At 40.6% G+C, this 15,408-nt stretch carries 14 protein-coding genes; 11 read left to right on the forward strand and 3 right to left on the reverse strand.

Translation table 11 applies throughout. The annotated features are described in order from the left end of the window. The first annotated feature begins 366 nt into the window (after positions 1 to 366). The 3 genes from H7844_06435 to H7844_06445 all read left to right on the forward strand — a co-directional run bounded on the left by H7844_06435 (position 367) and on the right by H7844_06445 (position 2,889). Complete coding sequence (locus tag H7844_06435) at positions 367 to 756, forward strand: DsrE family protein (GenBank protein MEO5356919.1); 390 nt, start codon at positions 367 to 369, stop codon at positions 754 to 756. A gap of 81 nt (positions 757 to 837) precedes the next feature. Continuing rightward, entirely contained in the window at positions 838 to 1,818 is a 981-nt protein-coding gene (gene selD, locus H7844_06440; protein MEO5356920.1) for a selenide, water dikinase SelD, read from the forward strand. 87 nt (positions 1,819 to 1,905) lie between these two features. Then, positions 1,906 to 2,889: a hypothetical protein gene (locus tag H7844_06445; protein ID MEO5356921.1), complete on the forward strand. Its 984-nt coding sequence runs from the start codon at positions 1,906 to 1,908 to the stop codon at positions 2,887 to 2,889. Between the two features lie 275 nt (positions 2,890 to 3,164). Here the strand turns inward: H7844_06445 and H7844_06450 are convergent, their stop codons facing one another. Further along, positions 3,165 to 3,551: a heme-binding domain-containing protein gene (locus H7844_06450; protein ID MEO5356922.1), complete on the reverse strand. Its 387-nt coding sequence runs from the start codon at positions 3,549 to 3,551 to the stop codon at positions 3,165 to 3,167. Positions 3,552 to 3,698: 147 nt separating this feature from the next. Further along, positions 3,699 to 4,706: an SGNH/GDSL hydrolase family protein gene (locus H7844_06455; GenBank protein ID MEO5356923.1), complete on the reverse strand. Its 1,008-nt coding sequence runs from the start codon at positions 4,704 to 4,706 to the stop codon at positions 3,699 to 3,701. 574 nt (positions 4,707 to 5,280) lie between these two features. Here H7844_06455 and H7844_06460 point away from each other — a divergent pair. The 7 genes from H7844_06460 (at position 5,281) to H7844_06490 (ending at position 11,465) form a co-directional block, all read left to right on the forward strand. Then, entirely contained in the window at positions 5,281 to 5,634 is a 354-nt protein-coding gene (locus H7844_06460) for a hypothetical protein (protein MEO5356924.1), read from the forward strand. Between the two features lie 140 nt (positions 5,635 to 5,774). Beyond that, a complete protein-coding gene (locus tag H7844_06465; protein MEO5356925.1) occupies positions 5,775 to 6,770 on the forward strand; it encodes an AAA family ATPase in 996 nt (331 codons plus the stop codon). A 15-nt stretch (positions 6,771 to 6,785) separates the two neighbouring features. Continuing rightward, a complete protein-coding gene (locus H7844_06470; GenBank protein ID MEO5356926.1) occupies positions 6,786 to 7,670 on the forward strand; it encodes a DUF58 domain-containing protein in 885 nt (294 codons plus the stop codon). Between the two features lies 1 nt (position 7,671). After that, a complete protein-coding gene (locus H7844_06475; protein ID MEO5356927.1) occupies positions 7,672 to 8,556 on the forward strand; it encodes a BatD family protein in 885 nt (294 codons plus the stop codon). Then, a complete protein-coding gene (locus tag H7844_06480; protein MEO5356928.1) occupies positions 8,556 to 9,602 on the forward strand; it encodes a VWA domain-containing protein in 1,047 nt (348 codons plus the stop codon). Before H7844_06475 ends, H7844_06480 begins: the two co-directional genes overlap by 1 nt. Continuing rightward, the gene (locus tag H7844_06485; GenBank protein MEO5356929.1) at positions 9,599 to 10,606 is read left to right on the forward strand and encodes a VWA domain-containing protein; all 1,008 of its coding nucleotides are present in this window, start codon (positions 9,599 to 9,601) and stop codon (positions 10,604 to 10,606) included. Before H7844_06480 ends, H7844_06485 begins: the two co-directional genes overlap by 4 nt. Then, a complete protein-coding gene (locus tag H7844_06490) occupies positions 10,593 to 11,465 on the forward strand; it encodes a tetratricopeptide repeat protein (GenBank protein ID MEO5356930.1) in 873 nt (290 codons plus the stop codon). Before H7844_06485 ends, H7844_06490 begins: the two co-directional genes overlap by 14 nt. Positions 11,466 to 11,837: 372 nt before the next feature. Here H7844_06490 and H7844_06495 read toward each other — a convergent pair whose 3' ends face one another. Further along, the gene (locus tag H7844_06495) at positions 11,838 to 13,547 is read right to left on the reverse strand and encodes a hypothetical protein (protein MEO5356931.1); all 1,710 of its coding nucleotides are present in this window, start codon (positions 13,545 to 13,547) and stop codon (positions 11,838 to 11,840) included. 635 nt (positions 13,548 to 14,182) lie between these two features. Between H7844_06495 and H7844_06500 the strand changes: the two genes are divergently transcribed. After that, a complete protein-coding gene (locus H7844_06500) occupies positions 14,183 to 15,391 on the forward strand; it encodes an SGNH/GDSL hydrolase family protein (GenBank protein ID MEO5356932.1) in 1,209 nt (402 codons plus the stop codon). Positions 15,392 to 15,408: the final 17 nt, after the last annotated feature.

Raw genomic sequence — 15,408 nt, forward strand, 5'->3', positions numbered from 1 at the left:
AGATTATGAAACAATTTTAAAGGGTTTTGTTTTTCTTTGCAAAGGTATAGATGGATAAGTAATGTTTAACTGCACACTCTTGTGTTCTGCATACAACTTAATGTGTAATTCCTCCTTACTGCACTGACCTTGTATGTGAGCCTGCATTTACAGGCTGTGCTACAGTAGCATAACAGTAGGGGAGAAAACAAGAAAAAAATTGACGGAGGTTAGCCGGAGACGTCTTCTTTTATAATTATAAATTCCACTAATTTTTATAAGTGATACTCATGTTTGTGCTGATAAAAATCGACACCTTGAAATTTCTCTCATAAAAGTGCACAATAGGAGAGTTATTAAAATCTTAATCTGTTGGAGGTAAGTGAATTGTCTGAGGAAGAAAAAACTGATAAAGAGTTTGTTTTTATAATAACACGCTCCCACGATAGTGTGGATGTGGTGGCAGGAGCATTGCAGCTGGCGGTTAATATGAGAGCCTATGGCACTGTGGTGGATTTCTTTCTGATGGATAAAGCCGTGCTATTGGCAAAGGCCGGGTTTGCCGAGACACTCATATGGCAGCAGAAGGATCAGTTTTCCCCTGTTTCCGATCTGATGAAAACACTGGCTGAGGATTTTGACGCAAAGTTTTACATTTGCGCCTCCTGTGTTAAGCACTACGAACTGGATAAGGCTGTGCTAATTAAAAATGCAGAGATAAAACCCGGGAGTTTCCTGGGTGAGATGCTCCTTAGCAGGCAGGGGCTTACTTTTTAGAGATATGCGCATATTAATATTGTGTATTGCAGGAGGGTTATGAACTACAGGTTAACGGAAAAAGTCAGAGCAGCCGGTTGAGTGTCAAAGTTGGGTCCGGCGGACCTGGAGGATTTAATAAGCTCTCTTGGAGTGGCCTGGGAAGAGCGTTTGCGTGTAAAGGTGCTGGTTGGCCCTGGAGATGACGCCGGGGTATATCTTATTGGGGATACGGCTTTTGTTGAGACAGTGGATTTTATAACGCCACCTGTAAATGACCCTTACAGTTTTGGTGCGCTCAGTGCTTGTAACTCCCTTAGTGACGTCTATTCGATGGGAGGCACTCCTATAACCGCCCTTGCCGTGGCAGCCTTTCCCATTTGCGATTACAAAACGGATGTGTTTAAGGAAATTCTTCGGGGGGCACAAAGTATTCTCAACACTGCCGGAGTTGCACTCATGGGTGGCCACAGCATTGAGGATACGGAATTAAAGTTTGGCCTTGCCGTAACGGGCACAGTTGATAAAAATAAAATACTTTTAAAATCAGGCGCAAAAGAGGGCGACCTTATACTTTTAACAAAACCACTGGGAGTTGGAATTATAACTACTGCGTTAAAGCGGAAACTAATTACAGAGGCCCGGATTGGAGAGGCGCTGAAGTGGATGCTTACCCTTAATGCCAAAGCCTCGGCAACCGCACTCAATGCCGATGCCACCTCTTGCACAGACGTTACCGGATTTGGCTTTATCGGCCATGCCTGTAACATGTTAAAAGGTGCGGCAGTGGATTTTGTAATAGATTCAGACGCTGTGCCTGTCATGGAGCCGGCTGTGGAGCTGGCAAGGGAAAATATTTTCCCAGGCGGCGCAGGAAAAAATCTCAACTTTTTCTCAAACAGGGTACAATTTAATTCTTCAATCCCGGAGTATATCAAATTTATTTTTTCAGACCCTCAAACATCTGGAGGGCTTCTCATAACCGTTAATAAGCGCAACATTGGCACATTTGAAAATTCAGACATGTTTTATAAAACCATCGGATATGTAACAAATGGCTCAGGTATTTTGAAAATTAATTAAATTGACTCCGGATTAAATTCATTGCAAAAAAAACATTTATAGACTATCATATCATACTGAATGGTTGGCAATGAAATGCTCAAAGGTATGAAAAAAAAATATTCCGGAAGTTGGCTCTGCGTAAACCTCAACATGTGGGAAATCGTAAAGATTTTTCTGAAAAACATGTTTCAGGGAAAAAAGCGTATCCGTATAAAGAAGCTCTTTAGCGATATCAGGATACTCTGTAAGATATTCCCTCCAAAACTTATAAAAATACGAAGAGGCAAAATAACAGTTATTTCAAGCTCCGGCAGTGACATGTCGGTAGAGGTTGGAGATGGCAAAATCATAGTTTATGGTGGAATCTCGCTGAAGAACTGCGTGGTTTTACTGAAAGACCGTACGTTAGTGGTTGAAAGATTGGGAAAAAAAATAATAAACGACGGCTCCCTGTGGATTGATAACACCCTGCTTATCGGCAACATTAAAAGCCTGTCCAATTTAAACATAGTCTCCGGTGGAATAGTTCACTGTAACGTTGACACTCTCTCTATGCTTTATGTAAAGGACGGCAGGTTTAAAGGGGATATCGGTAAAATAGAAAAATGGCTTCATATATCTGACCCAAGCGGTTTTATTACCGGTAATATTCATAAAATTATGGAAGCCATGTATCTGGACAGCGGCACGTTTACAACTGAAGTACTTCCTGGTGTTTCAGGCGGCTATGCAGTTGTAAAGGATTGCAAGGTTCAAAAACCAAACGGTGAGTCATGGAGCTGGGCTGATATTCTGAGTAAAATCGAGGACTTGAAAGAAGATCAGGAGGTGTTTTTATTCGGCTCAGGCGGTAACGTCCTCTTAGGCGGCGGTTCAAAGTACATCCTCTTTAGGGAAGGAACCGATACCTACTCAAGATATAAGACCGAAACAATTATCTCTTCAAACCATTTCTACAGGCTTACGGAGGGCAAGGTACAAAAGGTATCACTGAAAATATCCAACGACCAGCATATTGAAATCCCGCAGGGAAAATTCTACAGCCTGATACGTTTTGAAATCACAGAGGATACTCATCAGCAGACTTAGTTGCAGATACATCACAGTTGATGCTTATGACAGGGAAAATCAATAAATCTTATTGCCTATGCAGTTAAATTTTTATAAAATTTGATAAACATGCCACACTAAACGGGTGTTAATTCCAATTCTAATTCAAAAGTAAACGCAGGCGGCTGGGAGCTGGCGATGCCTCCCCTTACAGGGGGTTCTCCTTTAGGGGAGTGTATGCACCGGAGCTTGTGACGATGCCAACAAAGTTAGACAAATGAATTAGAATTGGAATAACCTATAGTCCAACAGAACTAATCATCATCTATATCCGTGTTACCTCTGACAAATGCGTTAACCCTTATGACTTTAATGTCATTCTGAGAGGGTTTTTTATGAGGATGCATTATAAGGTATGCTAACGGTGGCATTTCCCCCTCAGTAGTTTCCTCAATTATTTTCTGTATCAGCTTTTCTCTTCGTTTATGCGAATAAGTATTCCAGATTGAAAAATTAATAGCCTTTCTTCCCTCCCTCACATGCATGGCAACAAAAAAAGGAGGTATTTTAGCATAGAACGGCCACACGGTCTCATTGCTGTGGCAGTCAAAGCATGATCTTTTCAGGACTTTATCTGCGCCCGGGGATATTATTATGCTGTCATACCTCTCTTTAGGATTACACTGCGGCAGTATTACCATACCTGCTCCCCATATCGCAAGCAACAGGATTAACACAATAATATAATATAGGATTTTATGTATTGTCTTTACAGCCTACACCTTCATTTTTACAATTTTGACCAGCCAGTTCTTATACCAGATTGCAATCAAAAAGGTAAAGTGGTATTAGCGTAAATAGTTATAGTTTATCAGAATATCTTTCATCTTTTCTGCATATACATAATTACCCTCATCGTATGTATGAACTACATCCCAAAAGTACTCAGGGTGGTCACCTAAGAGAGTTGAAAATGAAAAATAATTCTTATTTCCTATACCTCTTTCTTTTCTTATCATATCGTGCAGCAAATCAAAATACTTTTTTACGCCTTCCCGCTCTCTAAAGGCCGGGTTCACCGGTTGTACAATGAATATTATATTAAATTTATATGAATCTGCTATCTTTGACATTTTTTGCCAATTGGAAAAAAGATGACCGGCTACCTCTTCCACGGAAAAAGAGCCCTTCTCACGTTCAGTCTTTAAATATTTTCCTGCCATATTCTCTAATTTTATCTTTAACTCAAAAGATTTATTTATTCTTGCCGCTAACATGCTTGCAGATATAAGTTTATCAAATGAGGACAATTTGTCTATCACTCTGTTGAAAGTCTGTTCGTGAGTTACAAAATTAAAAGGGTATCCTATTCTGGGTTCATAGTATTGTGGTGTATAAACATCGTTAAAACCATCAAAAACAATCACTATGTCTGGTTTTAAATCCACTACTTTGTACAGTAAAAGAGCTAATTCCTGATCTGATACGGCAGAGACAATCCCACAGTTAATTACCCGTATAAAGTACTTTTCACCAAACCGGTCATTTAACATCCTCTCAAGGTATCCGCTGATTGTTCTATCATTTGTTAACCCCTTAAAAACCACCGAACCTCCTATCAGAAAAATTCGTACTTCATTGCTTTTTTTAACTTCCAAATTGTCATGATACCGGAATCCATACTTGTTAGTAACCACATGTGTCAGATTGCCTTTAACTCCCCTCTGTTGTTCCGACTCTATGTGTATATCAACGTCAGGGGTATTGTTAAACATAAGATATGGGACTGGTTCGTAGTTAGAAAATTTTTTGGCGTTGGTGGTCTCGTCTTTGGGTTTCTTTATGTAATCATACATCCTAATAGATATCTCTATCGTCATCAATATTAAGAAAACTACAAAAAAGTTTAACGATATAATTACAAAACACTCTTTAATACTCTTACGCATGTTTGATTTTACAAGGGGCCTGACTATGTTGTCAAACATGAAAATAATTGTACTATGTACGCCCCGGAGCTTGTTTCTTGCCGCCTGTGTTTACTTTTGAATTATAGCAAAAAGCAAAAGTATGTTCTTATTGAATTTATTAAAGAAGAGATTGCCACACCCCCTGCGGGGGTTCGCAATGACGGCATATAGCTGTTTTTACTGTGTTTTTTTATTCGTCATTGCGAGGAGCGAAAGCGACCAGGGGAATCCCCTTCAGAGGAGGGCAATCTCAACCACTAAAAATAATGAACGGAATTATGGTTTTCGCTATAGAATTGGAATTAGTGCAAAGGCGGAGTATGCCCACAAAATCAATTATGAAAATTTGATAAATTAAGCCATTATATGGCTTTTTGTACATAATATATGTAATAATACACATATGAAGCATAAAATATTTGCAAGCATTTTAAAACTGTTCATTCCGGCGGGCATGATTTTGGTTCTATGTGCAAGTACCGGTGCCGGACATCTCTACAAAGAAAAGGAATACCAGAGTGTGTGGTGTAGCGAGCACGGAGGGATAACCGAATATGTGCTTGATGACCGGAGCAGGGTGGATTGTCTTTTACCCGATATTGTTGTAGAGTTTGATTTTGCCGCAAAATGGGCGGAAAGCATAGGGCAGGCAATATACTACGGATTAAAAACCAACAAAAAACCAGCTATTGTATTAATACTGGAAAATCCTCAAAAAGACAAAAAATACCTGAAACGCCTCAAGAAAGTAGCAGACACTTACGGCATAACCGTTTATTCTATTACACCTAAACATCTCACAACAGAACCGTAGTACTTCTGACTGCAACTTAGTATGACTTATTCTATGCCGAATATTTAAAGAGTCCCCTTTGAAAAAATTCTTTTCTGATGATAAAATAATATATACTAATTTTTAGGTTAAATATCATAAACACGGGAGGGCCGATAGAGATGGCCGACAGCGACATATTACTCATTAACGAGAAGGTTAAAAGGGAAAGCGCATTTATCACTCTACTGCTGTCTGAACTTGAAAAGGTAATTGTGGGACAGCGATATCTCCTTGAGAGATTGATTATCGGGCTTTTAGGTAACGGCCACGTACTGCTTGAAGGTGTACCGGGGCTTGCAAAAACAACTGCAGTAAAGGCGCTTGCTAAAGCTGTTAATACAGGTTTTAAGCGTATCCAGTTTACTCCTGACCTGCTCCCTGCAGATATCATCGGCACTCAGGTTTATAACCCTAAGGAAGGTACTTTTACTACCAAACAGGGGCCGATTTTTTCCAATATCATACTTGCCGATGAAATAAACCGTGCCCCTGCTAAAGTGCAAAGTGCCCTTCTTGAAGCTATGCAGGAGCGGCAGGTCACTATCGGGGATAACACCTATAAGCTAAATGAGCCGTTTTTAGTCCTTGCCACTCAAAACCCGATTGAACAGGAGGGCACCTATCCCCTCCCTGAGGCACAGACTGACAGGTTTATGCTGAAGGTAAAAATCACCTACCCCGACATAACAGAGGAACACAAAATCCTCAAACGCATGGCTTTTACCTCCACCGGCATACCGATCTCTACCGTCATAACGCCACAACAAATCACAGATGCGCAAAAGGTCATAGATGAGATTTATATGGACGAAAAAATAGAGAAATACATAGTGGATATTGTCTTTGCCACACGTAAACCGCAGGACTACAAACTGGGTGAGCTTTCAGGGCTGATTCAATACGGGGTGTCGCCGCGGGCGACTATTTACATGGCCGTTGCTTCAAAGGCTTACGCATTTACGCAAGGCCGCGGGTTTGTCACTCCGCAGGATGTTAAATCCATCGGACCTGACATCTTACGCCACCGCATTATCGTCAGCTACGAGGCAGAGGCCGAAAATGTTTCTTCCGACGATATTGTGCGCCGTGTGTTTGAAGAGGTACCGGTACCATAAACATAGAAGACTGATATGCTGAGCACTGAGGTAATTAAACACATCCGCAGGGTAGAGTTAAAGACCCGCCGTATGGCTGCAGATTTCTTTACAGGCCACTACCGCAGTGTGTTTAAAGGTATGGGCATGGAGTTTGACGAGGTGCGGCAGTACGTGGCCGGGGATGACATCCGCTCTATTGACTGGAACGTTACGGCAAGAATGGGAGAGCCTTTTATTAAGAAATTTGTCGAGGAGAGGCAGCTGACCATTATGTTTGTTCTTGACCTTTCCCGCTCATGCAGCTTTGCCACGGTAAACAGGTTAAAGCGTGACCTTGCCGCCGAGCTCTGTGCAGTGCTGGCACTTTCCGCCAATAAAAATAACGACAAAGTGGGATTTATTGCTTTTACCGGCAAAGTGGAGAAATTTGTCCCACCGGCTAAAGGTCTTAAACACATCCTCAGAGTTGTAAGAGAGGCACTCTATATGGAGCCTCAGAGCAAAGGCACTGACATTGCCAAAGCCCTCGATTATCTCAACAAGATTACTCACAGAAAAGCGGTGGTGTTTATCATCTCAGACTTTCATGCTGCGCAATACGAAAAAGCCCTCGCTATTGCCAATAAAAGACACGACGTCATTGCCGTAACTCTTACAGACCCTGTGGAGATGCAGCTGCCTGATGCCGGGCTTATTACTCTGCAAGATGCCGAGACCGGACAGAAGTATCTGCTTGACACAACAAGCTCTAAAGTAAGGGATGAATATAAAAAAAACGCATTAAAAATATTTAATCAGCGAAAACGTTTGTTTCGCTCATGCAATGTTGACCACATTGATATAGCAACCGATGTGCCGTACTTGAAAACTCTGATACGTTTTTTCAAAATGAGAGAGTGGAAACTAAGCCATTATTAATGTGATAAGAATAACTTTATCCATATTTTTCGTTTTCGTTATGATTAGCGGAATCGCTGCATCAGACTCAGGGCTCACTGCCACGGTAAGTAAGGAGGTAGTGGCAATAGGCGAGAAATTTACATATACAATATCGGTAAAAAACGGTAAAGATGTGGAATTTCCCGACCTTACCAGCTCTGTTGACAACCTGACGGTTGTATCATCCGGCACTAAGACAAGCGGTATCTTCAGTAAGCAGCATTTAAAGTGGTTCGTAATGAGGGGATTTATAGAAGGACAGTATATTATTCCTGTGCTTACGATAAAGTATAAGGATGGGGGAGTTGTGAAAGAAGCAAAGACCCCTGAGGTACGCATCAGCATAGCAGCTCAACCCTCCGATAATGCAACAGCAGAGATTGCCGACATTAAGGGTCCTGAGGATGTCGGCTGGAGACCGCTCTATTACTGGATAATTGCCGGAGTGCTGGTTGTAGCGGTACTTGCGGCGTTAATATATTATTTGTTAAAGAAAAGGAAAACAAAATTGCCGCCGCCACCTCGTGCACATGAAATTGCATATGAGTCGCTTCAGAAACTTCAGGAAAAGAATCTCGATAAGGCCGGGCTTATCAAAGAGTATTTCACGGAACTCTCCTCTATCGTAAGGGTTTACATAGAACACAGATTTACACTAAAGGCTCCTGAGATGACCACCGTGGAATTTCTTGAGATGGTAAAAAACTCAAGGCAACTCTCAGAGGCGCACAAGTCATTATTAAAAGAATTTCTGAACCGATCTGATATGGTTAAGTTTGCAAAGTATGGGCCAACGACTGATGAAATTGAAAACAGTTTTATTGCGGCTAAGAACTTTATTGACGAAACAAGGGAGACTCCGTGATGGATTTTATCAGAGAGTTTTCTTCAGCATTGCCGGTTTTTAACGGTGGCTTTATGTTTAAGGACCCACTGGTGCTGTTGTTAATACCCGTGCTGACGGTCTTGTTTATTATAAGTGAACGTTACACCGGAGTGCCGGCTCTGAGGTTTCCCTCTGCTGCACTTTTATCTACCGTCCCCGCTACACTTAAGACGGCGGCGGTAAAGTACCTGATAGTTTTAAGAGTCCTTGCCATGATTTTATTGGTGATGGCCCTTGCAAGACCTCAAAAACGGCTTGATATGACAACGGTAGAGACAAAGGGAATAGATATAGCCCTGGCCGTGGATTTATCAACAAGCATGTATGCGGAGGATTTTTCGATAAAAGGTAAGAGACAAAATCGGCTTGATGCCGTAAAAGAGGTTGTGCGGGATTTTATAAAAAACCGCAACGGTGACAGGATTGCTATGGTGGCTTTTTCTGCAAGGCCATATACGGCAAGCCCGCTTACGACGGATTATAACTACATCCTTGAGAACTTGCAACGTCTTCAGATAGGAATGCTTGAGGACGGCACTGCTATAGGGAACGCTTTGTCCTTGGCTATAAACCGGATTAAAGACACTAAAGCCGTTTCAAAGGTAGTCATTCTTCTAACTGACGGCAGAAACAACACGGGCACAATATCTCCGATGGTGGCCGCCGAGGCCGCCCGTGCTCTTAATATTAAAGTCTATACGGTCGGTGCAGGCTCTAAAGGACCTGCTCCATATCCAATGAAAGACCCATTTGGAAACACCGTCTATCAACAGATTGAAATTGATGTTGATGATGACACGTTAACATCAATTGCCACACAGACCGGCGGTCAGTACTACAGGGCTACCGACTTTGCATCACTTAAGAAAATTTACAGTGAAATAGATAAACTCGAAAAAACCTCTTTTGAAGAAAAGCGTTTTTTTGAGTATAAGGAGTATTTTCATTTTCTCCTTATACCCGCCATAGTGTTGCTTTTGATTTGGGTGTTGCTGAAAAATACATTTTTGAGGACTGTGCCGTGAGATTTGGGAATTTTCAGGCGGTGCACCTTTTATGGACTGCTGTTGCAGTGGCGGTACTTTATGTGCTTACGTTGAGGGGTACAAGAAAGGTACTTCAAAGGTTTGCCGCCCCTGAGCTTTTAAAGGAAATAACTCATGGGGTAAGCTACGGCAGGTTGTATTTAAAAGCTGCGTTTATAACCGTCTCGCTGCTGTTGTGTATAGTAGCACTAATGAGACCCCAATGGGGGTTTCATCTGGAGGAGGTAAAGCGCCGCTCCTCAGATGTGCTGATTGCTATAGACGTCTCTAAAAGTATGCTTGCCTCAGACGTTAAACCCAACAGACTATCGCGGGCTAAACTTGCCGTAAACGGCCTCATAAAGAAACTCAAAGGCGACCGCATCGGGCTTATCGGCTTTGCCGGCAAGGCGTTTCTGTTTGCACCGCTTACGGTGGATTATAACGGGTTTTTGCTTGCCTTAAACGATCTCAGCGTAAAGTCCATCCCTGTGGGTGGCACAAACATTGCCGCTGCAATTGATGAGGCCATAAGCATATACTCCAAAAACTCCGCTAAAGATAAGTCATTAATTTTAATAACTGACGGCGAAGACCTTGAGGGGGATGTAGCGGAGGCTGCGCAGAGGGCTCAAGAGGCCGGTGTTAAGGTCTATACAACAGGAGTCGGCACTGCCGCAGGGGAGCTAATTCAGGTAACAGACGATAAAGGTAATGTCGGTTTCCTAAAAGACGAAAACGGCAACATTGTCAAGTCACGGCTGGATGAGAGCACTTTAGAGCAAATTGCACTTACTACCGGAGGCGGTTATATCCGTGCAACCGGCGTCGACCTCGGCCTTGAACTTATCTATGATGAAAAGATATCACATACAGAAAAAAGCGAGACGGAAGAGAGAATGGAAAAGCGTTACAACGAGCGATTCCAGTATCCGCTTGCCGTTGCACTGATTTTATTAACTGTTGAGGCATTTATCGGCAGAGGGCGCAGTGAAAAAAGTTGATATGAAAATCATCGTTTTTTTTGTACTTATGGCTATATTTATCATAACGCCTGCCGTTGCAAGCGCCGCCTTATTTGACAACCCTGCCGGAGAGGGCAATTACCTCTATAAAAACGGCAAATACGATGAGGCGATAAAAAAGTATGGGGATGCCCTGAAAAAATCCCCGGATTCCGGCCTCCTCAACTATAACGCAGGCACGGCATATTACAAAAAAGGTGATTATCAGCAGGCGCTAAATCATTTCACGAAATCACTTGCAACAACAAATCCCTCATTAGAGATGCGCTCCAGCTACAATATCGGTAACACCCATTATATGATTGGTGAGTCGATGGAAAAAACCGACCCAGCAGAGGCATTGTCCTTATATGAGGGCGCACTCCAGTACTACAAACGCGCACTGGAACTAAACGACTCCGACAAAGACGCAAGACACAATTATGAGCTTACAAGCAGAAGAATTCGTCAGTTAAAGGAAGAAATGAAGAAACCACAAAATAAGAAAAACGATAAAGATAAAAAAGGTGATAAAGACAAAGATAAGGGTAAAGACCAAAGCAAGGGAAATGATAAAGATAAGGATAAGCAAGGCGATGATAAAGACAGAGGCAAACAGCAACAGGATAAGCAGGGAAAGGAAAATGACAAATCACAACAGAGCGCTAAGCAGGACGGCTCAGTCCCACCCTCTGAGAAAATGAAAGACAACAAAGGCAAAGGGGCCCTACCCCGCACTATGACTAAAGAGGAGGCGAGGATGCTTCTTGAGGGCCTCGAAAACGACAGCGTACCGCGTGCCATGATTGATGATAAGAATAAAAAAGGCGGATACCCGAAAGTGACAAAAGACTGGTAGAGGGTGATGTTATACCAAGTAGCAGTCAAAAGAGTAACTAGTGTCTAATTGCAAAAATAATAGATATTTCAAATAATTCTGATTAATTTTTTAAAAGAGGAGATTACCACGTCGCTGTGCTCCTCGTAATGACGGATAGAAACGTCAACGCACAGCCCAGCGCCGTCATTGCGAACCCCAAAGGGGTGTGGCAATCTCAGCCCTTAAAGGTAAAACTCATTGACAACGAAATTTCGCAAGCCATTATAAAAAGGATATAACTCTGAAAAACTATCGCAAACTTCTGCAATTAGACACTAGGGGGCGGTAAGGGGAGGCATCGCCAGCTCCCAGCCGCCTGTGTTTACTTCTGAATGCGACTTGGTCTGAATTCTAATGTTGCATTGTGTCTTTAGTTATAAAGTAAATATTAAAGCTTACCTTCCCGTTCTCTATGTGTTTTACAGATATAAGTTTTGCCTTGTAATTTAAAGCGTTAAGGGCATTAATCGCAGTTTTGTAATCATCGTCTTTTGAAGAAAGAAAAACAATGTTAGCGGAATTGAGTGGTTGAGGAGTATCCTTAATTTTAGGAAACTCTGTTCCAAGGTATCTGTATCTCCACATATAGGATGCATTAATTGCACGAAACAGCCTCCCCATCGGGTCTGTTTCTAAGTTATACCAAAACAATAAACTACAGTCAGGATTTATTTCTTTCAAATACCTTATTGCACCCACTATAGCAACATGGGCATCTTCTCTTTTGACGTTATTGCTGTTTTGAAAAACCTCGGTGAACGCTGTTTTATAATTAATAATGCTATATGACATGCAAAATAAAAGCATGAAGGGAATATACCTTTTGTTGCCGGAGATGAAAAAGAATAAAATACTTCCGATGACAGCAAGCAATACTAAATAATAATAAAAGTACTTTTTTATAGGCAGGCTAAACCATGTATAGGAAAACAACCCAAACGGTATAACCAGTATTGTCACTGCGCAAATTGCTAAAACAAACAGTTCATTAAGCTCTAATTTCTCTAAAAAAGGATAAAACCATGTTGAAACGGATAGAAACATTAAAGGCATAAGATTTGAGGCATAGAATTCTTGTTGTAGGACAGGTTTGTTGAATATCTCAAAAACGGTGCCCATAATAAAACTTAAAACATACAACAACTGCAACAGAATTGAGTTGTTCAGGAGTTTTTTTTTAACAAAACTATAAATAAGCAGAAGCAGATTTGTAAATAGCACTATTAAGGGAAAAACCAGATGTCCTGTGTTATAAAACCAGGTATTAAAAGGAATCTTCCATCTGTGTTCATTAAGTGTCAGGTCTGTAGCTACATTTAGCTGAGGTAAAAAAAACAATATCTTGCCGCTAACATAGTAATTAAAAAGACAAAACATAACTGTTACAAACAAAAAAGTAATACCTGCATAGGTTATCAGTTTAGTAAAAAAAACATTTGATTGTGACAATTTTCTTTCATAAAGGAAAAATAACAATAGAAATATTGTGTAAAGTATCATATACATGTGCGTATAAATCAACAACGCATAAGCAAAGCCACAGAGGACAGCCCAGAAGGGACTTCCGTTGGTTTTTTTGAAATAAACCATAGAAAGTACTGTTAGCAGAAAGTAAGTGATTTCGGCACCATCGACATAATCCCAGCCGATAGAGTATAGAAAATACGAGTATAAGCCAAATAAAACCGTAGTAAATAATGCAGTGTTTTTGCCAAGCGTATGCTTGACGATAAAATAAAAGGAAAACAGAGCAGTATATAAAAATGTAAGATGTAATACGTAATTGGCAGTTAAGGGAGAAAATATTTTATATGCTACTGTGCCGGGAATAATCCATGGGAAACGGGTTCCGAAGTAGTTTGTGTAAAAATTGTCTTTAAAAGCATTTATATGTGCGGTGAAATCTAAAAAATAACCTAAATAAATCCATGGGTCTATGAATAAATAAAATGAATTTGCATATATCCACTTGTTGTTTATTGTTAATAATATAACAGGAAATAATATAATTATAAAAATGTGTACGAAGGTTGTTTTAGTAAAAGTGGTTAATCGAATCATGTTACCATCCCTCCGTAAAAAATCCATTAAATGATACTACCATCTTCTACAAATAAGCTGCGATAGCAATGAGTGTACAAAAAAGTTTTTTTTTAGTCAAGCTGCAGCACAGTGGAGTAATACCAAGTTGCAGTCAGAAGCAAACACAGGCGGCTGGGAGAAGGGGACGCCTCCCCTCACAGGGGATTCCCCTTTAAGGGAGAGTACGCCCCGGAGCTTGTGACGAAGCCAACAAAGTTAGACAAATGAATTAGAATTGGAATTATAAGTTACCGGCATTGTTAAGCCGCCTACGTATAAAATCTGCTTGACATCATATGTTGTATTTTGTTACTTTTTCAATAAGATACCGGCAAATTCAAGAGAGTGGTTCCAAGGGGCATAATCCACGGAAGATAAAAAATAAATGAACACTTTATGGCAAGGGATAGTGGATCAGATTTGTCAAATTATTATAATGGTTTAGCTCTGTGCTGATAGAGCTGCGCAGGATGACGGTACAGGTAGAAATAATGTACGAAGAAGGCGGGCTTTCCGGAGCAGACTGTCATCCCATCATCACTAATAAAGTGAAATTGCCATGTCATAGGACTTGTACTAAAAACCCCGGTATCCCTGGGCTAATGGCATAACAGATGAGTAGAAAGAAAAACAGCACATTTATAACTATTACCCTGAACTTGTTTCTTGTCATAACTTCAATAGTTTTAACACTGGTGATATCAGAGATGTTTTTCAGGGTGTATATGGCTATAAGAGATCCACAGTCTTTTAAAGAAACAAGGTTTTTGTCAACTCAGACGGCTGTAGCTTTGAGCGGCTCACCGTCACAATATGACGCAAAGTATGGTTACACATATAAAAAAAATATCTTCTTATACCAAAGCCGTGCTATAGGTAACCGTATAGTTGTCTGTAGAGCACATATAAAAACCGATGAACATGGCAATCCAGGCGATAAAGAGGGAGATTACGCCTCTGCAGATATAAAAATTTTAGTTTTCGGTGATAGTTTTATAAGCTACAACGATTTAACCGGTGGTACAACTATGTCATCAGTGCCGTTACAACTGCAAAAGATATTGGAAAAGACAATTAACAAAAAAATCAGCGTTGTTAACTTTGGCAGAGGTGGCTATGGCATCATACAAATGTTTGAGCTTGCAGCCGACGTCATCGCTGTTTGGAAACCCGATTTAGTTGTTTTTGCTTTTATAACTGATGATTTAGGCAGAGACCGCTGGTACTGGAAAGATGACACCCTGAATGTTGTTCCGGAGATAGCCACCACGGCTTGTGATGTGGCAATCTTATCTGACCCGGAAAAAAGTAGTAAATTAGCCAAACTTATTATCAAAAACTACTACAAAACTACCGCAAAATTAAAATATCCTCCTTCAATTTTTTCATCATATTCGTTTATGTATTCATGGCTTAAACATAATGATTACCTGTACAACTATAGAAAAGAACATTTATCGGGCAATGCAAGGTTAACTATTAACAGCTTCACACAAGACGATGCATTTATAAATGCCCTTAATAAGATAAACTCTTACAAGTGCCCTTATGTGATTGTTCACCTGAGTACTGTTAATGAGTTAAAGGAAAAAAAGGAATATTTATTTACAAAGGAACATGACAGATATTTACTTGAAAGTCTGGCTAAAATTACAGGGAAAAAAATTCATACCACTATGGACAACAGTTTTCAAATCACCTCAACAGATAAAATAGATGAAATGTTTTTGCTGCCTTATGATACACATCCAGCGCATAAGGGGATGGTATTTTATGGACATATCATAAGCAATGCTATAAAAAAAGAAGGGTTATTGCAATAAAACTACTCCAACTAAAA

The sequence above is a fragment of the Nitrospirae bacterium YQR-1 genome, from assembly GCA_039908095.1.
Lineage (GTDB): Bacteria > Nitrospirota > Thermodesulfovibrionia > Thermodesulfovibrionales > Magnetobacteriaceae > Magnetomonas.

Bases quoted from the DNA above. Each gene is read 5' to 3' on its own strand.
- H7844_06445 (MEO5356921.1), top strand. From the start codon at position 1,906: ATGAAAAAAAAATATTCCGGAAGTTGGCTCTGCGTAAACCTCAACATG.
- H7844_06450 (MEO5356922.1), bottom strand. From the start codon at position 3,551: ATGGTAATACTGCCGCAGTGTAATCCTAAAGAGAGGTATGACAGCATA.
- H7844_06455 (MEO5356923.1), bottom strand. From the start codon at position 4,706: ATGTATGATTACATAAAGAAACCCAAAGACGAGACCACCAACGCCAAA.
- H7844_06465 (MEO5356925.1), top strand. From the start codon at position 5,775: ATGGCCGACAGCGACATATTACTCATTAACGAGAAGGTTAAAAGGGAA.
- H7844_06470 (MEO5356926.1), top strand. From the start codon at position 6,786: ATGCTGAGCACTGAGGTAATTAAACACATCCGCAGGGTAGAGTTAAAG.
- H7844_06480 (MEO5356928.1), top strand. From the start codon at position 8,556: ATGGATTTTATCAGAGAGTTTTCTTCAGCATTGCCGGTTTTTAACGGT.
- H7844_06495 (MEO5356931.1), bottom strand. From the start codon at position 13,547: ATGATTCGATTAACCACTTTTACTAAAACAACCTTCGTACACATTTTT.
- H7844_06500 (MEO5356932.1), top strand. From the start codon at position 14,183: ATGAGTAGAAAGAAAAACAGCACATTTATAACTATTACCCTGAACTTG.